17 protein-coding genes and 1 tRNA gene are annotated in these 20,691 nt (G+C 52.5%); 14 read left to right on the forward strand and 4 right to left on the reverse strand.

The window, feature by feature from the left end:
* Positions 1-180: 180 nt before the first annotated feature.
* Together NSS83_RS28305 and NSS83_RS28310 are read right to left on the reverse strand one after the other, a co-directional pair.
* Positions 181-1,464: an IS4 family transposase gene (locus tag NSS83_RS28305; protein ID WP_341186521.1), complete on the reverse strand. Its 1,284-nt coding sequence runs from the start codon at positions 1,462-1,464 to the stop codon at positions 181-183.
* 201 nt (positions 1,465-1,665) lie between these two features.
* Complete coding sequence (locus NSS83_RS28310; protein ID WP_341187691.1) at positions 1,666-1,845, reverse strand: hypothetical protein; 180 nt, start codon at positions 1,843-1,845, stop codon at positions 1,666-1,668.
* A 202-nt stretch (positions 1,846-2,047) separates the two neighbouring features.
* On the opposite strand from NSS83_RS28310, the gene NSS83_RS28315 reads away from it, so the two are divergent.
* Together NSS83_RS28315 and NSS83_RS28320 are read left to right on the forward strand one after the other, a co-directional pair.
* Positions 2,048-3,433: an MATE family efflux transporter gene (locus NSS83_RS28315; RefSeq protein ID WP_341187692.1), complete on the forward strand. Its 1,386-nt coding sequence runs from the start codon at positions 2,048-2,050 to the stop codon at positions 3,431-3,433.
* Between the two features lie 212 nt (positions 3,434-3,645).
* Positions 3,646-7,650 (forward strand): endo-1,4-beta-xylanase, encoded by a 4,005-nt coding sequence (locus NSS83_RS28320; protein ID WP_341346965.1) that lies wholly within the window; start codon positions 3,646-3,648, stop codon positions 7,648-7,650.
* A gap of 439 nt (positions 7,651-8,089) precedes the next feature.
* On the opposite strand, the gene NSS83_RS28325 is transcribed toward NSS83_RS28320, so the two are convergent.
* Positions 8,090-8,683: a TetR/AcrR family transcriptional regulator gene (locus NSS83_RS28325; RefSeq protein ID WP_341187694.1), complete on the reverse strand. Its 594-nt coding sequence runs from the start codon at positions 8,681-8,683 to the stop codon at positions 8,090-8,092.
* Between the two features lie 116 nt (positions 8,684-8,799).
* On the opposite strand from NSS83_RS28325, the gene NSS83_RS28330 reads away from it, so the two are divergent.
* The 3 genes from NSS83_RS28330 to NSS83_RS28340 all read left to right on the forward strand — a co-directional run bounded on the left by NSS83_RS28330 (position 8,800) and on the right by NSS83_RS28340 (position 11,282).
* The gene (locus NSS83_RS28330) at positions 8,800-10,218 is read left to right on the forward strand and encodes an MDR family MFS transporter (protein ID WP_341346966.1); all 1,419 of its coding nucleotides are present in this window, start codon (positions 8,800-8,802) and stop codon (positions 10,216-10,218) included.
* Between the two features lie 153 nt (positions 10,219-10,371).
* The gene (locus NSS83_RS28335) at positions 10,372-10,926 is read left to right on the forward strand and encodes an STM3941 family protein (protein WP_341187696.1); all 555 of its coding nucleotides are present in this window, start codon (positions 10,372-10,374) and stop codon (positions 10,924-10,926) included.
* Between the two features lie 77 nt (positions 10,927-11,003).
* The gene (locus tag NSS83_RS28340) at positions 11,004-11,282 is read left to right on the forward strand and encodes a hypothetical protein (RefSeq protein WP_341187697.1); all 279 of its coding nucleotides are present in this window, start codon (positions 11,004-11,006) and stop codon (positions 11,280-11,282) included.
* A 326-nt stretch (positions 11,283-11,608) separates the two neighbouring features.
* On the opposite strand, the gene NSS83_RS28345 is transcribed toward NSS83_RS28340, so the two are convergent.
* Positions 11,609-11,685: transfer RNA gene (locus NSS83_RS28345), tRNA-Pro, on the reverse strand.
* A 163-nt stretch (positions 11,686-11,848) separates the two neighbouring features.
* Between NSS83_RS28345 and NSS83_RS28350 the strand changes: the two genes are divergently transcribed.
* The 9 genes from NSS83_RS28350 (at position 11,849) to NSS83_RS28390 (ending at position 20,260) form a co-directional block, all read left to right on the forward strand.
* Positions 11,849-12,049, forward strand: a complete 201-nt coding sequence (locus NSS83_RS28350) for a hypothetical protein (protein ID WP_341346967.1) — start codon at positions 11,849-11,851, stop codon at positions 12,047-12,049.
* Positions 12,050-12,194: 145 nt separating this feature from the next.
* Positions 12,195-14,828 (forward strand): alanine--tRNA ligase, encoded by a 2,634-nt coding sequence (gene alaS, locus NSS83_RS28355; protein WP_341188110.1) that lies wholly within the window; start codon positions 12,195-12,197, stop codon positions 14,826-14,828.
* Between the two features lie 337 nt (positions 14,829-15,165).
* The gene (locus tag NSS83_RS28360) at positions 15,166-15,441 is read left to right on the forward strand and encodes an IreB family regulatory phosphoprotein (RefSeq protein WP_036696603.1); all 276 of its coding nucleotides are present in this window, start codon (positions 15,166-15,168) and stop codon (positions 15,439-15,441) included.
* A complete protein-coding gene (gene ruvX / locus NSS83_RS28365; RefSeq protein ID WP_341188111.1) occupies positions 15,441-15,857 on the forward strand; it encodes a Holliday junction resolvase RuvX in 417 nt (138 codons plus the stop codon). The genes NSS83_RS28360 and ruvX overlap by 1 nt, the downstream gene beginning before the upstream one ends.
* 13 nt (positions 15,858-15,870) lie before the next feature.
* Positions 15,871-16,179 (forward strand): DUF1292 domain-containing protein, encoded by a 309-nt coding sequence (locus NSS83_RS28370; RefSeq protein ID WP_036696606.1) that lies wholly within the window; start codon positions 15,871-15,873, stop codon positions 16,177-16,179.
* Positions 16,172-16,477 carry a DUF1292 domain-containing protein gene (locus tag NSS83_RS28375; RefSeq protein WP_036722601.1) on the forward strand — a complete coding sequence of 102 codons (306 nt, stop codon included), beginning with the start codon at positions 16,172-16,174 and terminating at the stop codon, positions 16,475-16,477. The genes NSS83_RS28370 and NSS83_RS28375 overlap by 8 nt, the downstream gene beginning before the upstream one ends.
* 185 nt (positions 16,478-16,662) lie before the next feature.
* Entirely contained in the window at positions 16,663-17,709 is a 1,047-nt protein-coding gene (gene mltG, locus NSS83_RS28380) for an endolytic transglycosylase MltG (RefSeq protein ID WP_341187699.1), read from the forward strand.
* Between the two features lie 47 nt (positions 17,710-17,756).
* Positions 17,757-18,689: a peptidase U32 family protein gene (locus NSS83_RS28385; protein ID WP_341187700.1), complete on the forward strand. Its 933-nt coding sequence runs from the start codon at positions 17,757-17,759 to the stop codon at positions 18,687-18,689.
* A 248-nt stretch (positions 18,690-18,937) separates the two neighbouring features.
* Positions 18,938-20,260, forward strand: coding sequence for a U32 family peptidase (locus tag NSS83_RS28390; RefSeq protein ID WP_341187701.1), 1,323 nt, complete (start codon positions 18,938-18,940; stop codon positions 20,258-20,260).
* Positions 20,261-20,691 lie beyond the last annotated feature (431 nt).

Below are 20,691 nucleotides of genomic sequence, written 5' to 3' on the forward strand. Positions count from 1 at the left end.
AAAAAACATAACACGGTATATCAACAGGGGGCTGGTTACCTAAAAAGGATATCTTTCCACCTTCGTCTGAGGGAGATTTTGCTGGGGGAGCGCTCAAAAGACAAAAAAAAGCCTTCTTCCAATTTAACGTTAACAACACCCGTTTTTTTGGATTGGTCTAGCTTCAGTTGTTTGTCTTTGTTAGTAAAAGAGAATGCGCTCTTTTGTCAGCCGTTTGGGATGGATCCTTGGCCTGCCACCCTTTTTCCTTCGCCCCTTGCTGGTTCGCGTCTTGACCCAGTTAAGATGGTTTAGAAAATCCGTGTATTCTCCAGTCAAATACAACCGGAATACTGCTAATACTCGCCCGATTCGCTGGTGGGGGGCATGGCGCAAACGAAGGTGCTCACATAGCACATAAGCAATCAGATTTAAATAAATCTGGTTCCATACCGCGGCCGGTGTACAACTGCTGTACAGTTTTTTGAGGTGGAGGCTCGACTTCATGAACTTAAAAAAGAGTTCCACCTTCCAACGATACCGGTACAACTCCGCCACCTCTGCCGCCGTCACATCCCAGCGATTCGTCAGGACACGAGCCGGGTGAGATTTTCCTTTCTTGTCCACATAGGTGTACTCCACGAGTCGAAACCTACCTGTTTCCCCGGTTTCCGGCGAAGTGATTTCCACCGTGGCATCCTGTTTCAGAAAAGGCTTCGTGACTTTCCGCGTCCGGAGAACCTTCGCCTTGCTATTGTTCTTCAGACGGGCAACAAACTTGATTCCACTGCGCTCCCAGGCTATAAATTGCGCATAATGGATGTAGCCCCGGTCCAGCAAATAAGTGAATGCTTTCTGGAGCACCAGGTGCTTCAGGACTTCCGAATCCAAGTCCGCCACCGTTCCAGTGGACAGCACCGAAGCAGTAGGAATGGCGCTAGATTCGCCGGTTAACTGCACGCAGGTGTGCAGTTTCACCGCATTCGTCCCGGCTTGCTGAAACGCCCACTCCCCGCGAAGCTTTCCCACGGTTATGGTGGAGGAATCGACGGCTGCTAAAGGACCGAGTTTCTGTAAGTGCTTGGGCAGAGGAGGTCCTTCTCTTTCCAGTAACTGCTGGAGGCGGGAGTGATAGAGGTCTCGCAGCTGTTCAGGTGGTAATTGGCTGAGCCTCCGGTTCAGAGACGATTGGTGGATGGAGGTCACCCCGGTCCACTCTTGATAGCACGGCGTCCGCACCAGAGTGTCTACTATATTTTGTACTCCGGGACGACGACTCAATAGGGCTTCTAAAAAAAGAAAGACAGTACTGCCCCAGTTCAGTTTTTTGGCGTATCGGTCACCGAACAACAAGCGACTCTTCGTTTCTAACCATGAAGTGACTTGACACAACAACCCTTTTTCCGCTAACTTATAAAGCAAGAGATCTCCTTTCGTGGGTGTCGTAACAACTTCTACGATAAAGGAATCTCTTTTTTTGTGCAATTTTTTGGACTTCCATTACATGGTAGGTTGTTTGCAAAATTCCTGCCTGAATTTGCCAAAAGCAGGCTTGGAGCGCAAATGAGGGGCATTAGTGCCCCTGAATTCCCCATAGGCACACAAAACCCCGCAGGCGAAATTTGCTTCCTGCGGGGTTTTTGCGTGTAGTGCCTTACGGGTATGTAGCACAGGCAGGCTGTGCGGTTAATCCTTATCGATCAGCTCGAGCTTTTCAAGGATCTTAAGGGTGGTAACGGCGGATAATTGTACAGCTAGCTGAATGCTGGCCTTGCTGTTTCCACTTTGCTCCAAGGCAGCTTGGTTCTCGGATAATACTTCTTCCGTCACCTGCTGGATCAGACTTTTAACGATCTCATTATTCATAATAGGCTCCTCCTTCCGAATGTAAATCCTCTCATTCTATATTTCGGCCTGACCCAGGATTTTACTTAGGGAGCAGGGAATGTTATCCGCTAATCTGAAGGAAATCCACATATAACACAGACTTGGAGCGGAATCTGTAGTAAACTGGAAGGAATGTATTGTACGCCTGCAATTATTCTACAGAAAAGAATGTGATCAATGTATGCAGCTTCAAGCTCCTCAACCGGCCAAGAAATGGCTGGAAAAATATCTGTCCGGAGACAGCATGGATTATCGGCAAATTATCGCCTTGTTTCTGCCTATTCTCATTGACCAGGCTTTCATTATCGGACTGAATCTGGTCAACACTGCGATGATCAGCTCGTCAGGGATGGCGGCGGTCAGCGCGGTGAATATGGTGGATTCCCTGAATATTTTTCTGATCAATGTGTTTGTGGCGATTGCGACCGGGGGGACAGTGGTGGTTGCACAGTATAAAGGAAGCAGGAACGACCGCATGGTCTCCCAGGCTACAGCCGGCTCGGTAACCTCGGTCTCGCTGCTTGCGGTGGGAATCGGTCTGCTGCTGATGTCCTTCCATACGCCAATTCTGAATCTGTTGTTCGGGACGGCGTCCGCTGATGTGCTGGACAATGCCCGGGTCTATATGATCGGCAGCAGCATCTCTTATCTGGGGATTGCTGTGGTTCAGGCGGTATGCGGTGCGCTGCGGGGCGTGGGCCGGACGCGGGCTTCGCTGATGCTGTCACTGATTATGAACGTGCTGTACGTTATCCTCAATGTTGTCTTTATTAATCTGCTGGACATGGGTGTGCTGGGCATGACACTTGCGGTCAATATTGCGCGTTATGTGGGGATGGCCTGTGCCTTGATCTATCTGTTCAAGTTCGATTCGGTACTGCGTGTGCAGTTCCGCGACCTGTTCCATGTACCAATTACGATGTTGCGCAAAATCATGTTCATCGGCGTACCGTTCGCCGCAGAGCAGATGTTCTTCAACGGCGGCAAGCTGCTGACGCAGATTTTCATTGTCAGCCTTGGCACGTATGCCATCGCCACGAATGCGATTGCCGGATCACTGGCGATGGTCTTTCAGATTCCGGCCAGTGCGCTGTCGCTGACGATTGTGACCGTGGTCGGCCAGTGTATCGGACGGGGGGATGTGGCGGATGCCCGGAAGTTCATCAAGTCCTTCCTGTGGATCGGTTCCGCCTCTTACGCCTTGGTGGCCTTGATCCTGATGCCGCTGTTCCACCCGCTGGTGTCTATTTTCTCCCCGCCTGCGGAGATTATCGATGATCTGTTCGTGGTGCTGCTGGTCAATGCAATCGCCCAGATTCCGCTGTGGGCGTTCAGCTTCATTCTGCCATCGGCGCTGCGGGCAGCCGGAGATTCCCGCTTCACCTCAATTGCTTCAATGCTGACGATGTGGCTGTTCCGGGTGGTGTTCGGCTATATTCTCGGGATTGTACTGGGCTACGGGGTGCTGGGGGTATGGCTGGCGATGAACTGCGAGTGGGCGGTCCGCGGAGCGGTATTCCTGTGGCGCTTCCGGGGCAAGAAGTGGTATGCGCACAAGCTGATCTAGATCCTGCCGGTAAGAAGACTCCTGATTCAGGGGTCTTCTTTGTTATGCAGTCAGCCGGAATCATCTATAAAAAGCACGGTACAACCTTTAATTTCAGGTAAGACGCACTTTGGTCCGTATGCTACGATTTGGGTGGTGAAGGAGGAGGCTCCCATATTAGCTGTAAGCGCTTAACTCATTAAAACCCAAATTCATACAGAGGAGTGCAATGCATGAAGAGAATAATCAAGCAAGTCTCTCTGGTGCTGCTGGCAGCCCTTCTGCTTCTTCCGGCAGGCGGGTATCTTCCGGCGGCGGAGGCAGCCGAGGCACAGACCACGGTATATCATGAGACCTTCGCGAACGGGGCAGGTAAGACGAGCCCTTCCGGGGGAGCAATCCTGAGTGCGGTGAAGGAGGTGCCTTTTGCAGGAAATGCCGATGGTGCAGCATTATACGTAAACAACCGGAAGGATAACTGGGATGGGGTTGATTTCAAATTCACCGATCTCGGTCTCCAGCATGGAAAAACGTACACCGTAACGGCTGTTGTCTACGTTGACGCGAAGGTGACGCTCCCAGAGGGAGCAGAAGCAGCGCTGCAGACAGTGAACAGCTACGGGAATTATGCAGCAATACCCTATGTGGCAGGGCAATCGGTCACACTGACGAAGACATTTACTGTGGACACGAGTGCCACGGACTCTACTAAGAGAGACCATTCCTTGCGCATCAATTCCAACGACAAGGGAGCCACAGTACCCTTCTACCTTGGCGATCTTCTGATAACGTCAGAGTCCGCTCCTGGCGGCGGGGAAGAGCCAGTGCGTGAACCGGCTTTGCCGTTCAGCAAGATTACTTTTGAAGATCAGGAATTGGGCGGGTTTACCGGCAGAGCCGGAACCGAGACGCTTACCGTAACGAATGAAGCGAATCATACCGAGGACGGTTCATATTCCCTGAAGGTCGAGGGCAGAAGCAACACCTGGCACGGGCCTTCCCTGCGTGTGGAGAAGTATGTGGACAAGGGCAGCGAATATACCCTGTCTGCCTGGGTGAAGCTGATCGAACCGGCGAGCGCACAGCTCCAGTTGTCCACGCAGGTGGGTAACGATACTGGAGCGAGTTATGTGGCTCTGTCTCCCAAGACGATCAGCACCGCTGACGGCTGGGTGAAATATGAGGGGAGCTACCGCTATAACAGCGTGGGCGGCGAATATCTGACCCTTTACGTTGAAAGTTCCAATAATGCAACCGCTTCCTTTTATATCGATGATATTAATTTCGAGCATACAGGTACCGCACCAGTGGATATTCAGAGGGATCTGACTCCGCTAAAAACAGCCTATCAAAATGACTTCCTGATCGGCAATGCGTTATCCGCCGAGGATCTGGAAGGTGTGCGGCTGGACCTGCTGAAAATGCATCACAATGTTGCTACCGCAGGCAATGCCATGAAGCCGGATGCGCTGCAGCCAACCAAGGGCAATTTCACTTTTACCGCGGCGGATGCGATGGTAAATAAGGTGCTTGCCGAAGGCATGAAGATGCACGGGCATGTGCTGGTATGGTATCAGCAGTCGCCTGACTGGATGAACTTAACCACAGATGGGGCAGGCAAAAGCGTTCCTCTGGGGCGTGACGAAGCACTCGCTAACTTGAGAGCCCACATCAAGGGAGTCATGGAGCATTTCGGAGACCGGGTGATCTCCTGGGATGTCGTCAACGAGGCGATGAATGATAACCCGTCCAATCCTTCCAATTGGCAAGCGGCGCTGCGCAAGGCTCCGTGGTATGATGCCATCGGCCCGGACTATCTGGAGCAGGCGTTCCTGGCGGCCAGAGAAGTGCTGGACCAGCATCCAGAGTGGGATATCAAGCTGTATTACAATGATTACAATGACGATAACCAGAACAAGGCCCAGGCCATCTACAGTATGGTTAAGGAACTGAATGAGAAGTACGCGCTGACCCATCCAGGCAAGCTGCTGATTGATGGTGTGGGGATGCAGGCGCACTACAATATCAATACGAATCCAGATAACGTCAAGCTGTCGCTGGAGAAGTTCATCTCCCTTGGCGTAGAAGTCAGCATTACCGAGCTGGATATCCAGGCCGGCAGCGGGAATAAGCAGACAGAGAAGGAACGGATTGCCCAAGGCTATCTGTATGCCAAATTAATGGATATTTACAAGGCACATGCGGACCATATCGCGCGGGTAACCTTCTGGGGCATGGATGACCGCACAAGCTGGAGAGCGGAGTCAAGCCCGCTGCTGTTCGACAGGGACTTGCAGGCGAAGCCGGCCTACTACGCGGTCATTGATCCGGCCAAATTCATGGCTGAGCATGAGCCGGATACAGCGGAAGCCAACGTGTCAGAGGCGGTCTACGGCACGCCGGTCGTTGACGGAACAGCCGATGGCATCTGGGCTTCTGCGCCCGAGATGGCTGTGAACCGTTATCAGATGGCCTGGCAGGGCGCAAGCGGAACCACGCGTACCCTGTGGGATGACCAGAATCTGTATGTGCTGGTACAAGTCAATGACGCTCAATTGGACAAAAGCAATGTGAATCCATGGGAGCAGGACTCTGTCGAGATTTTCCTGGATGAGAATTTCGGCCGCACGACCTTCTATGAGAGCGATGACGGACAATACCGGGTCAATTACGACAATGAAGCCTCCTTCAGTCCGGCAGACATTGCTGCAGGCTTCGAGTCGGCAACCAAGGTCACCGGAACTAACTATACGCTTGAAATGAAGATTCCGTTCAAAAAAATCACGCCAGCCGGCGGCACAAAAGTCGGCTTCGACACCCAGATCAACGATGCCAAGAGCGGCGTCCGGCAAAGTGTGGCCGCCTGGAATGATACCACCGGCAACGGCTATCAGGACACCTCCGTCTTCGGCGTGCTGACGCTTAAGGCCAAAGACGGCGCTGAGCCGCCGACGAAGCCGACTATGGCGCCAACACCGGCACCGGAAGCAACGCCGGCACCCACAGCGACACCGGCACCAGTATCCGGCGGTACTAGCTATAGCAGCAGCACACCTGCGCCTAAGCCTGCACCGTTTGATGTCAAGGATGGTGTTGTGACAATCAGACCTGCAGTGAAGACCGAAGGCACAGAGGCGAAGGCCGTAGTTACGGCTGAGCTGTGGCAGCAAGCCCTGAAGCAGGCGGCGCCGGCAGCAGACGGACGGAAGCAGATCATCATCGATCTGGCGAACCTGACCGGCGTGGCCTCCTATGAAGCCCAGTTGCCGTTTCAAGGCCTGAAGACGCAGGAGAAGTACCTGCTTGTCCTTCAGAACGGCCTTGCTACGCTGTCTATTCCAAGTGAGCAGCTCGCAGGGATTACAGCAACCACTGAATATGTTAGCTTCCGGGTCAAGCAATCCACAGCTGAAGGCCTGAATGCCGCTGCTCTCCAGCAGACCGGCAGCCGTCCGGTGGTGGAGCTGAGTCTGCTTGCAGGCGGGCAGAAGGTAGCTTTGCCTGGCAGCAGCGCGATGACCGTCTCTATTCCTTACAAAGCGTCAGCGGAAGAGCAGAGTGAACTTGATTCCCTGCTGGTCCGTTCGCTCACCGATAACGGTGCGTTGTCTCCGGTGGTGAACAGCCGTTACATTGCAGCGAAGGAAGCGCTGGTGTTCCGTACTCCGGAGTTCGGCACCTTTGCCGTTGCCTATGCTCCGCTGGCCTTCACAGATATCGGGAACGTGTCCTGGGCTAAGCAGGCAGCCTCTGCCATGGCTGCCCGCAGTATCATCCCGGACGGGAACAGCCTGTTGGCTGCGGACCCTGTGAACAGGGCAGACTTCACGGCCTCCCTTGTAAAGGTACTGGAGCTTAAGGCTGCTGCTGAAGCAGTTGCAGGCTTCAGCGATGTCCAGAATAACGCAGCATACAGCAAGGAGCTTGCGGCCGCGAAGCAGCTCGGCATCGTCACAGGCTATGCGGATAATACCTTCAAGCCGGCGGGCGTCATCACCCGTCAGGAGATGATGGTGATTGCAGCGCGTGCCCTGAAGGCGGCCGGAATCACGCCTGAAGACAGCGGATCAATAGCATCTTACACCGATGCCGGTCAAATCTCCGCCTATGCCAAGGACAGCGTATCCGCACTGCTGAAGTACGGCGTAGTCAACGGTAAGAACAATAAGCTTGCTCCGGGGGATACCCTCTCCCGTGCGGAAGCAGCGGTGATTCTGTACCGGATCTGGAAGCTGTAAAGTTACTTCTATAAGAAAGAGAAACAGCCAGTCACCGGGGATGTCCGGTGGCTGGCTGTTTGGATTGCGGAGTAATTGCTGAGTGAGGCTGAATGTAGATCGAGGTTACATCTCGATTGATACGCGAGCTTTCTCAACCTTCCGCAGCTGGTTCAAAATCCTGCACAAACTACAACATTTGCTCGCATTACATCCACTGTTATCCGTATTGTTGTACAAAATGCAGGATTATCCCGTCTTGAAGCAGCTTAACGCAGGATATCTTGCATTTCGTGCAACATTCCCCCGGTTTATCCCCATAACATAGAATCCGAGTTGCAAAACTTGCAACACTAGCTACTTACCCCCCATCAGCTCCACATTTAGACGCTGCTTTTGACAGATAAGCGCAAGGCACAGGAGATGCTGAAGAATTGGCATAAAGGTTCCTGACAAGAGTTTACCGCTTCAACACCAGCGGCAGGTACACCTCGTCCACAATATTGGCGATCGTCTCCTCCGACATGGGGGCGTTATACAGCATCAGCTCATGGCGGGCCAGATCGGACGGCAGACTGAGCATTCGGGGGGTCACGGCTTCGGCAGACACTTCTCCCCGCTCAACAGCCCGCTCTAGCAAAATCGACATGGTCCTGTTTTGACGCCCATGGGGGAAAATATAGGAGGCCAGCGGCATATCGCCCATTTCCGCTACAAGCCCGTAGAACGCATTCAACATTGCTTGAATATTATTCTGGTTCATGGCCCGCAGCACCCCGCATACATCATCCCTCAAATTCCCGTGATCAGGCACTTCCTCCAGCGGCAGGGGCACACGGTCCCGGATGGCCGCAAGCACTAGCTCAGCACGGTTGGCCCACCGGCGATAGAGTACGGCTTTGCTTGTTCCCGCGCGCTCGGCCACACTTTCCATCGTAAGATTAGAGTACCCCTGCTCTGTCAACTCTTCCCGCACAGCTTGCAGGATAGCGGCTTCCAGCTCCTTGCCTCTGCGTCTGTTCTTTAATTTATCCTGCTCTTGAGAAGTGGGCATTTCTATCTCAACCTCCACTGGAGAATTTCGTTGCGTTTCCTATGTGGATAGTATATCATAAGCTCAAATAAGAAACTTTTTGTTTCTTATTTAGTGACTGAAGGGAGATGACCCACTTGCAAAATCAGGCTAAACCAGCACTTGAACCGTCTGAACCGCAGGCAGCAGCGAAGAACTTGATGTGGATTCTTATGCTTGGTATTCTGGCTCCAATATTCGATACGACGATAACCAATGTGGCGATTGATACGCTGGTCCGGGAATTTAACGCCTCGGTGTCCACGATTCAGTGGGTGATGACCGGGTACCTGCTGTCGCTTGCGATGGTCATTCCGATAAGCGGCTGGGCCGTGGAGCGGTTTGGGGGAAGGAGGATGTGGCTGTTTTCGCTGGGGATGTTTTTAATTGGCTCTGTGCTGTGCAGCATGGCGTGGAACGTGGAGAGCCTGATTCTATTCCGTACCCTGCAGGGGATCGGCGGGGGCTTGCTGATGCCTATCATGCAGACCTTGGCCGTACGTGCCTACGGAGGAGACAATATGGGCAGAAAAATGGCGACCATAGCTCTGCCAGCGCTGCTCGGGCCCATTCTGGGACCGGTGCTGGGTGGAATAATCGTTAATCACTTGAGCTGGAGATGGATCTTCTTTGTCAATATTCCGCTGTGCGTGGCTGCCATAATTGTTGCTTGGAAAGGGCTCCCTAAGGAAGAGCACAATGCCCGGACGCTACGGCTGGATATGTCTGGATTGCTGATGCTGTCTCCGGCTATCGTGCTTATCCTGTACGGTCTTGGAGAAGTCAGCTCCCACCACGGCTTCGGTCATACTGAGGTTCTTGCACCAGTCATAGCAGGTGTGGCGCTTTTAGCAGTATTTGTGGTGTATGCCCTCCGCAAAGGAAGCGAAGCATTGATCGATGTCAGGCTGTTCCGGGTACGTTCCTTAACCGTGTCCTCTACACTGTTGTTTCTATCTGGCTTGACCACCTATGGTGCAATGCTGCTCCTGCCCCTGTATCTCCAGCAAGTCCGCGGTGAAACGGTGCTGATCTCCGGCCTGCTGCTCGTTCCCCAAGGCATCGGGATGCTGCTCACCAGATCACTGGCCGGCAAATTGACGGATCAGATCGGATCTAGACCCGTAGTGCTTGCCGGAACGGTCCTTACCATCCTTGGCACTTGGCCGCTGACGCAGCTTGGCGCAGATACCAGCTATTATTTTTTAAGTGCAGTCCTGATTGTGAGGGGGGCTGGATTAGGGGCTGTTTTTCTGCCGGTTATGGCTTCTGCCTATATCGGTCTGTCCTCGAAGCAAGTCCCGCATGCGAGCAGCACCACACGTATTATGCAGCAGATTGGCGGAGCCTTCGGCGTATCGGTTATCGCAATTATTTTGCAAAATGAACTGAATTCCGTCCTGACTCGTGACCCGGCCGCACTGGCTGTTGCCTTCGATCATTCGTTTATGTGGACGATTGCCTTCTCGATTTTGGCATTAATTCCGGCGGCATTCTTGCCAAGAATACGGAAATAAAGCGGCTGGTGCGCATGTGCAATTATGTTTCTTTTCATGGGTAAAATTGTTGCGGAGAGTAGAGTGTTCGGGTACCATTTATAGTTATAATCCCAAGAAACAGGGGATGTATCTGCTGCGGTTCAATGGCAGGCCCTGAAGGAGGACGACTAAATGGACTACCAGCCGTATAACGATGGAGGTTACCAGCCGCTCGTGGTGAAGCCGTTCTGGTTCAAGATCGTTTTGCTGTTAGCGGGATCATTGCTTTTTGTGATAGTGGGGATCTGGCTGCTAAAAATATCCGGGGAGATTACGACGGATCTTGCCATCCTTTTGCGGACGCTGGGAATTGCCTGCACCGTGCTGTTTGGCCTGGCGGCCATCGTCTATCTAATAATGCTGCTGCGCCGCTCCCCGCTGCTGGTGGTGGATGCCCAGGGTATTGATGACCAGTCTTCGGCGATTCCGGGAGGACGCTTGATGTGGGAGGATATTTCGGACATCCGCCTGATCCGTTACTATGGACAACTGAATATCTGCATCTTCCTCGTTGATCCCAAAGCCTACCTGTCCCGGCAACGCGGACTAAAGCGCTGGCTGATGGCCATTAATCTTAGGCTCGCCGGCACACCTGTCAATATAGCGGGTCAGTCCATGCGCCTGCCGCTGGAGCGGATCTATGAGGAGATGGAGCTGAGAAGACGGCTGTGGGCGGGGCGGAGGTAGTCTGTATTTGTTATATCCTGAAGAGGTATCCGTTAATCCGAATTCAGGATATAATATTGAACAAAGGGGTGGTGAGTATGTATCTGGAATTAAAGGATAAGAGCGGAAAAGTGTATCGTTCCTTTATCAATGACAGCCAGAAATCTGTGATTGTAATTAATGACATGGAGTATGAAGTATCCGAAATAATCCAGTATCAGGACAACTCAGATGCTCTTTCAGCTGCGCAAATTGCTGAGCTTGATGCTGATCCCGAAATCGCACGAATGATCCAAGAGTCCAAACAGGATATTATACATGGTTCAATTATCTCTTCAAAGCAAATGATCGAGATGATAAGAAATGGAGAACTTTGATGCGGATAGTCTGGACTAAGAGCGCGGCTCAGAGCTTTTCCAAGATTGAGAGCATCCACTTCTCACCACAGGAAACAGCAGAGTATAAATTAAAGCTGTTCATGCGGATTGAGGACAAGGTGACTCGGTCAGGAAAGCTTTTTCCATCAAGGACTTATAAAGATACTTACTATCTATATTCGTATTGATCGTTATATTGTTTCCTATCAGCCATCTAAGGATGGCTCTACATATATAATTACTGCCTTTAAACATGGAAGACAGAAGTAGGCTTTTTGAAACGCCAAAAAATCGCGAACCCCAAAGCCGCGAATCTTAATTAAAAATGGTCGAGACGACAGGATTCGAACCTGCGGCCTCTTACTCCCGAAGCAAGCGCTCTACCAAGCTGAGCTACGTCTCGACGCTATGAATAATTAAATTATACGCCTGTGTGTAAGCGCTGTAAATAACCTTTTTCATAGCGATTATCAGCTCCTGTTACAGCAAATTACGGCCTGTGATTGACAGATATCCACCCGCTGGCTATACTTGAAATGTTAAAAAGCAAATCGGACAAAGCGTTGATGAAAACAAGTACGCCGGAGCATGGCTTCACCAGAGAACAGGTTCCTTTGCGGATTGCCGCATCGGGTGTGAGAACCTGGGAGACAGGCCGGCTGAAAGCTAATTTCGGAGTGCGGGGACAATCCCGCCGGGGGCACCCGTTAACAGCCGCACAAGGCGATCGTCTGCAGGTGTCCGTGCTTCACGGATCAAGGCGATAACCAGGGTGGTACCGCGATAATCATCGTCCCTGAATATATATTCAGGGGCGTTTTTTGTTTTTGATTTTTCGTGTAACGGTTACGGCAAGAAAGTGTTTTCCGGCCAGCGTGCCGCATTTTAATGAAGAGACGGGAGCTGTACATGATGAAAGCAAGTGAAATCCGTTCCAAATGGCTGCAGTTTTTTGAGAGCAAGAACCACCGTATTGAGCCGAGCGCTTCGCTCGTGCCCCACAATGACCCTTCGCTGCTGTGGATTAACGCAGGTATGGCGCCGCTGAAGGCGTACTTCGACGGCCGGGAGATTCCGGAGAATCCCCGCCTGACGAACTCGCAGAAATGTATCCGCACCAACGATATTGAGAATGTGGGCAAGACGCGCCGCCACCATACGTTCTTTGAGATGCTGGGTAACTTCTCTATCGGCGATTACTTCAAGGAAGAGGCCATCACTTGGGCTTGGGAATTCCTGACCGGCAAGGAGTGGATCGGCTTCGACGGCGACCGGATTTCTGTGACCGTGTATGCTGAGGACGAAGAAGCGTTCAAGCTGTGGAATGAGAAGGTCGGCCTGCCCGCAGAACGCATCATTAAGCTGGGCGACGAGAACTTCTGGGATATCGGAGAAGGCCCGTGCGGCCCGTGCTCGGAGATTTTCTATGACCGCGGTGAAGCGTACGGCAGTGATATGAGTGATCCGGAGATGTATCCGGGCGGTGAGAATGAGCGCTGGCTGGAGGTCTGGAACCTCGTATTCTCGCAATTCAACCATAATAAGGACGGCAGCTATACGCCGCTTCCCAACAAGAATATTGATACCGGTGCAGGCCTGGAGCGCTTCGCTTCCATTCTCCAGGATGTGGATTCCAACTTCGATACCGATCTGTTCCAGCCGATTATCCAGAAGACCGCCGGGCTTGCCGGTGTAACCTACAAGGATAATGTTGAACAGGATATCGCGCTAAAAGTCATTGCCGACCATGTGCGTACCGTTACATTTGCGGTGGGTGACGGCGTGCTTCCTTCCAATGAAGGACGCGGCTATATTATCCGCCGTCTGCTCCGCCGCGCTGTACGCTACGGCAAGACGCTGGGACTGGACCGTCCGTTCCTGCACGAGTTGACTGAGACCGTTGGAGAGATTATGGGAGTATACTATCCTTCCGTGGTCGAGAACCGTGAATATATCGCCAAAATCATCCGTCTGGAAGAGGAACGCTTCCACGAAACGCTGTCCGATGGTCTGGCGATCCTCGGCGAGATCAGTGCCAAAGCCAAAGCGGACGGCCTGAGCACCATTGCCGGTGCCGATGCGTTCAAGCTCTATGACACGTATGGCTTCCCGTTTGACCTGACCGAGGACTTTGCGTCCGAGCAGGGGCTTGCCGTAGACCGCGCCGGCTTCGATGCCGCGATGCAGGAGCAGCGGGACCGGGCGAGAGCAGCCCGTCAGGACAGCGCCAGCATGAAGATTCAGGGCGGTGCCCTGGCTGAGCTTACGGTTAAAAGTGAATTTGTTGGATATAATGACACGGTAACAGAGTCCAAGGTGCTGGCGATTGTGGTTGACGGCGCGCTTCAGGATACAGTTAGCGAAGGCGCCGAGTGTCAGGTGATCCTGGCGTCAACACCATTCTATGCAGAAAGCGGCGGTCAAGTCAGCGATACCGGCGTTCTGACCGGCGGATCAGTGACCGCTAAGGTGAACGGCCTCTTCAAAGCACCGCACGGCCAGCATGTTCATCTGGTTACGGTGGAAGCAGGCGATCTGAAGGTCGGCGATACCGTCCGTGCCGAAGTGAACCGGGCGGAGCGCGAGGATATCGTGAAGAACCACACGGCCACCCACTTGCTGCACAAGGCGCTGAAGGAAGTGCTGGGCAGCCACGTGAATCAGGCTGGCTCTTTAGTAGAAGGCTCACGCCTGCGGTTCGACTTCTCGCATTTTGGAGCCATTACTCCAGAGGAGCTCAGCGATATTGAGCAGCGCGTGAACGCGCAGATCTGGCGCAGCCTTCCAGTAGTCATTGAGAATAAGCCGATAGATGAAGCCAAAGCTATGGGAGCGATGGCCCTCTTCGGAGAGAAATACGGCAATGTTGTCCGTGTCGTTCAAGTTGGCGACTACAGCCTGGAGCTGTGCGGCGGATGCCATGTGTCTAATACAGCGCAGATCGGAATCTTCAAGCTGCTCAGCGAGAGCGGCATCGGTTCCGGGGTGCGCCGGATTGAAGCTGTGACTGGCCGTTACGCCTATCAGTTCACGGAGAGTCAGCTGGACCTGCTGAAGCAATCGGCAGGCCTGCTCAAATCTTCGCTGACCGATGTGCCGAAGCGGATTGAGACCCTGCATGCCCAGGTACGCGAGCTGGGCCGTGAGAATGAATCGCTCCAGTCCAAGCTGAGCGCAACCTTCGCAGCAGAGCTGACCAGCAGTGTAATCACAGTAGGCGGAGGAACGCAGCTTCTTGCGGTCTCCGTGCAAGCTGGCAATATCGATGCTTTGCGCTCGACAGCGGACGAACTGAAGTCCAAGCTCCCGGAGGCCATACTGGTACTTGGTGCTGCAATGGATGACAAGGTGAACTTCGTGGTAGCCGTGCCTCAGGAGCTGGTGAAGAAGGGCTTCCATGCCGGCAAGCTGGTGAAGGAGATCGCTGCAGTCTGCGGCGGCGGCGGCGGCGGACGTCCCGATATGGCGCAGGCCGGAGGCAAGGACGCTTCCAAGCTGGGCGAAGCCTTGAAGAAGGCCGAGGAACTGGTAGCCGCACAGGCTTAAGCGGTATACAGTAATTCCTGTCTGTAAGAAACTGTGGATTTCTATCAAGGGTTGGGAAGCAGCGGTGCTGAGGGCATTTTCTCGGTGCCGCTGCTTTATTCACACAATGTATATTTTTTGGGGTTATTCATTATTGACCCAGGGCTTGCAATAGCTTAAAACCCAAAAAAACATCTATTTTTGTAGACAAAATGCCAAAAAAAGCGCTTTAACTATGGCAGGATTTCCTCGTTGGGGCATGAATATGTTATGATGAGGGCAGCAAGTGAGCTGTACAGCAGCAACTTTGCGAAGCCGCCCGAATCAGGGTGATTTTGCAGAAGGAAGGTGTCACCACATGGACTCCATGGACAAAACGGTCAAATTCAATGTGAAGGGCGACGAAAAGGAAGCCTCTCCCCAGGAAATACTGCTCGCCGTGTACGACGCGCTGGTGGAGAAAGAATATCATCCGATCAATCAGATCGTAGGATATCTTCTTTCAGGAGATCCGGCTTACATTCCACGCCACAACAATGCGAGAAGTTTGGTCCGGAGGAAAGAGCGTGATGAGCTGATCGAAGAACTGGTCCGTTTCTATCTGGCCAATCATCGGGTGGACCAGCCCAAATGATGAAGAAGCTGGGACTGGATTACGGCGACCGCAGAATCGGTGTCGCCACAAGCGATATTTTCGGATGGACAGCACAGTCTCTGGAGACCATTGAGCGGCGCGGCAACGGCAATGAATTCGACCGCATCCGTGAGCTGGTCAAGGAGCACGAAATCGGCGAGATTGTCGTCGGGCTGCCGAAGAACATGAACGGCTCCGTTGGACCCCGTGGTGAAATTTGCATCGAATTCGCGGATAAGCTGCGGGAGCAATTCGATTTACCCGTACACCTTTGGGATGAGCGTCTGACGACGGTATCTGCTGAGCGGGTGCTGATTGACGGGGACGTCAGCCGGAAGAAACGCAAGGGGCTGGTGGACAAAATGGCCGCAGCGCTGATTTTGCAAAATTTTTTGGATGCTAACAGTAAAAGGTGAGGGGTGTGCGGATATGACAAACGAACAGATCGGCCAAGAAGAGGAACCGGAAATTATCTATATTCCTGATGAGGAAGGTAATGAAGAGGAATTCGAGGTCATCATGAAGTTTGAAGTGGACGGATCGGATGCCAAGTATATGATGGTGGTTCCGCTCGATTCCGAGGATGAGGAGACAGATGAGGTCTACGCGTTCCGTTATGAGGAAGACGGCGACGATCTGCAACTCTTCATGATTGAGAACGACGAGGAGTGGGCCATCGTAGAGGAGACCTTCAATACTTTGGTTGACGAGCTGGATGGAGGAGCAGAGAATGACTGAGTTTTCCGCTGATCAAGCGGTATGGACTTCTAAGCTCAAGGAAGTATATGGAGAAACAGTAGAACTGGAGGATGAGCAGGGCAAGTCTTCCGTTTACGATATTATTGCAGAATTTGCTGTGGGTGACCGTGCTTATGCCGTTCTGGCCGGATCGGGAAGAGCTGCGGAGCAGGAAATTCTGCGCATCGTAGTTTCTCCGGACGGACTTCCGGAACTGGAGAGCATTATGGACGATGAAGAGTGGGAGGATATTTCCGAGCTGTACGATGAGCTCACCTTCCCTGCGGATAGCGAGTAGTCGTCGTCTGCAGCAACTTCATGTATGGCAAATACGGAAGAGGGCGGAATTTTTCCGCGCTCTTTTTGCTTATGAGGGACGAAATAATCTTTCCGTTTGCCTGAAAAAAGCTTATGCTATAAAAATAGGTTGAATTTTGGACAATACAATTTTATACTTTATAGTCGGAAAGTGAGGCGTAACATTTGAAAGCCGTGATCCGCACTGTGCTTATCTTAATTCTGGTCCTGGCAGCAGCTGCAGGAGGAGGAGCATGGTACATCTGGAATGGAATGCAGCCGGTCAAGCCCGCAGGGCCGGCCGTAACGGTTACAATAGAGAAGGGTATGGGAAGCTCCCAAATTGCCGACCTGCTTGAGCAAGAGGGCATTATCAAGCATAGCCTGTTCTTCAAAGGATATCTGAAATGGGTCCAGGAGGGCTCCAGCTTCAAGGCCGGCACGTATCAGGTAAGCCCCGGCGACTCCTACGATACGCTGATCAGCCGGTTGAATGCCGGAGATGTTGTGAAGGAAGCTACCGTTACTTTTACAATCCCTGAAGGGTATACTGCGGTTCAGGTGGCAGAGAAGCTGGCCGCTGCATGGAATCAGAAGCCGGAGGTCTTCCTTACGCTGATTGATTCCGGCAAGGGCATGGAAGCCGTAAGCAAGCTGGAGATTCCGGACAATCCGCTGCTGCGCCACCGGCTGGAGGGGTATCTTTTCCCGGAGACCTATGAACTGGCTAAGGACAGCACCCCGCAGGAAGTCATCGGGGCGATGCTGGAGCAGCTGGTGAAGAAGCTGGATACGATTCCTGAGTGGAAGGCGAAGCTGGCGAACCGCGGGCTCTCGCTGCATGAGCTGCTGACCGTTGCTTCACTGGTGGAGCGCGAGGTGGTAGTAGACAAGGAACGTCCGCTGGTGGCCGGTATTATCTATAACAGATTGGATAAGGGACAGAAACTGGAGATCGATGCTACCGTCCAGTACCTGTTGGACAAGCAGAAAGAGCGGCTGTATGAGAAGGACCTGAAGGTAGACAGTCCTTATAATACGTATAAGCAGGCAGGTTTGCCGCCTGGACCGATCAGCAGTCCAGGTCTTGCGTCGATTGAAGCAGCTATGACGCCTGAGGTCTCGGATTATTTCTTCTATGTGACTAAGAAGGACGGCTCACAGGGACATTTATTTGCCAGAACCTACAAGGAACATTTAGCCAATATTCAAAAAAGCAAACAAAATCCGTAAGAACCCGCTACAATAGTAAGGATGAGCAACGCACAGGAGGTAACACGATGAATAACACACCGGAGCTGCTGGCGACAGCGGCTTCTCTGGAAGAAGCGGTAGCGCTGCTGGATGCAGGAGCGAGTGCCCTGCTGGTCGGCGATGACCGCTTTGGTATGCGTCTTGCCGGACATTTTACACTTGAAGACACGGCCGCTGTGGTTAAGCTGGCACATGCCCGGGGCGGCAAGGTATATGTAAGCATCAATGGACTGATTCCCAATACTATGCTGGAGGAACTTCCGGCTTATGTGAAGGCCATCGGTGAACTGGGTGTGGATGGGGTAGAGTTCGGTGATCCCGCCGTACTGGCGGCCGTCAAAGCCGAAGCACCGGGAATGAAGCTGCACTGGAATGCGGAAATGACCTCAACCAATTATGCTACAGCCAATTACTGGGGCCGCAAGGGAGCCACGCGGGTCGTTCTGGCACGCGAGCTGAATATGGATGAGATGACCGAAATGGTCCCTAACCTTGAGGTGGAAGCCCAGGTTCAGGTACACGGGATGACGAATATCTATCATTCCAAGCGTAAGCTGGTAGCAAGCTATATGTCCCATCAGGGCCGTCCGAGCGATGGCGGAAGCCTGGGTAAGGAGCGCGGGCTGTTCCTGATTGAAGCGGAGCGTCCGAATGAGAAGTTCCCGATCTATGAAGACGAGAACGGCACGCATATTATGAGCTCGGATGATATCTGCATTCTGGAGGATCTCCATTTCTTATTAAAAGCTGGCGTACACAGCCTGAAGATCGAAGGTCTGCTGAAGCCTGCGGCCTACAATGTCGCTGTCGTTAAGGCTTACCGTCATGCGATGGACGTCTACGCCGCTGATCCCGCCGAATATGCATTCGAGGAGTCTTGGCTGGAGGAGGTCCGGGCTTTGCAGGACCCGGAGCGTGAACTGTCGTTCGGTTTCTTCTATAAAGAGCAGGTATATTAATATAAAAGGTTTTGTCTCAGCTCTTGTAAGGTTTATCCCATCATCATTGGGTTCAGCAGCGGAGGGGAATTTGGAACTGCAGGAGCGAAGCGTCCGCCTTTGTCTCCGGATGTTATCCGCTAAGCGGAGTAATTCTAAACATCTGGAGACAACAGCGGCCGAAAGTCCAAATTCACCGCAGCAGCGTGTACCACCCGATGTCAGCTTTAAACTCTTGCAGAAGATGAGACACAGAAAGGAGAACAGGAATGGGAACCATGACCAAGCCCCAGTTCAAGGGCAAGCGTTACCGTCTGGACAGACCGGAGCTCCTGGCTCCGGCAGGAAACTTAGAGAAATTGAAATTCGCCGTGCATTATGGCGCGGATGCAGTCTATATCGGAGGACAGAAATACGGCCTGCGCTCAGGCGCGGATAACTTCACCTTCGAGGAAATGCGCGAGGGTGTGGAATTTGCCAAGAAATACGGTGCCAAAGTATTCGTAGCCACCAATATCTATGCTCACAATGAAGATATCGCGGGGATTGAAGAATACCTGCGTAATTTATATGAGGCCGGGATTGCAGCGATTATCGTAGCCGATCCGGTGATTGTCGATACTGCCCTGCGCCTGGTACCAGGTCTAGAGGTGCACTTAAGCACCCAGCAGTCCACGCTCAACTGGCAGGCAGTTTCTTATTGGAAGGAGGAAGGTCTGCCGCGCGTAGTATTGGGCCGGGAGACAAGCCTGGAGGAGATCGCCGAGATCAAGCAGCATGTGGATATTGAGATCGAGAGCTTCATCCATGGCGCGATGTGCTCCTCGTACTCCGGACGTTGTGTGTTATCTAACCACTTCACCGACCGCGACTCCAACCGCGGAGGCTGCTGCCAATCCTGCCGCTGGAAGTATGATCTGTTCGAAGATGCCCGTCCCGAAGGGAATTGGGTATCTGAAGAGGAACAAGCTGAGGCACCTCAAGCGTTACAGCCCGGAATCACCCAGCTGCCGCTGCATCAGCCCGAGGATAACCCGTTCACTATGGGATCGAAGGACCTGTGTATGCTGGAGAGCATTCCCGACCTGATCGAAGCCGGAATTGACAGCTTCAAGATTGAGGGCCGGATGAAATCGATTCACTATGTGGCAACCGTAGTGAATGCCTACCGCAAAGCCATAGATGCTTACATGGCCGACCCGGAAGGGTATGTGCTGAAGCCCGAATGGCTGGAGGAGCTGCAGAAGGCGGCTAACCGTCCGCTGAATACCGGCTTCTTCTACGACACACCGGACCATGAGGACCACATCTATGAACCCGAAGAGAAGGCGGCTCCGTATGATTTCGCGGGACTGGTGCTGGAGTATGATGCAGAGAGCGGGATGGCGCTCGTTCAGCAGCGCAATAACTTCAAGCCGGGACAGGAAGTTGAGTTCTTCGGCCCGGATGACACCTTCTTCAAGCAGACCGTTGGCGAGCTGTGGGATGAGGCCGGCAATCCGCTGGATGTGGCCCGTCACCCGCTTCAGCGTGTGCGGATGAAGGTGGATCAGCCTGTTGCTTATTTCGATATGATGCGCAAGCGAAAATAATAGCTTTACACACTAAGGGATGCCCGTTTACACATGGGCATTCCTTTTTTTTTGCGTGCTAAAAAAGAGGTGTTTTGGGGCCCCCGCAAAGTATCTGAGTAAGCACCTACGCTAATGCTCCACTTTGTGGGGTTATTTTGTATCAAATTGCCTATGCAATTCGACAAAAATATATGAGTATTGAAGCAATTTGCAAATAATGCTAAGAAAAATGAGACTTTGTGCCGATATATAGGGCAGGTAACGCTTACATATATCTTCCAATCTAGGAGATAGGCAGGTGATGGTTATGGGAGCTCCCAATCCGGACAACAAGACAGATAAAACGAAGGAGAGTAGGGTAAAAGTGGCGAAAAACAGTAAAAAGCCAAAGAGCATACAAAAGGCTAAGGCCCAAAAGACAGAAGCTTCACAGACAACAAGCAACACGG

The organism is Paenibacillus sp. FSL H3-0469 (assembly GCF_038051945.1).
Taxonomy (GTDB): domain Bacteria; phylum Bacillota; class Bacilli; order Paenibacillales; family Paenibacillaceae; genus Paenibacillus_AQ.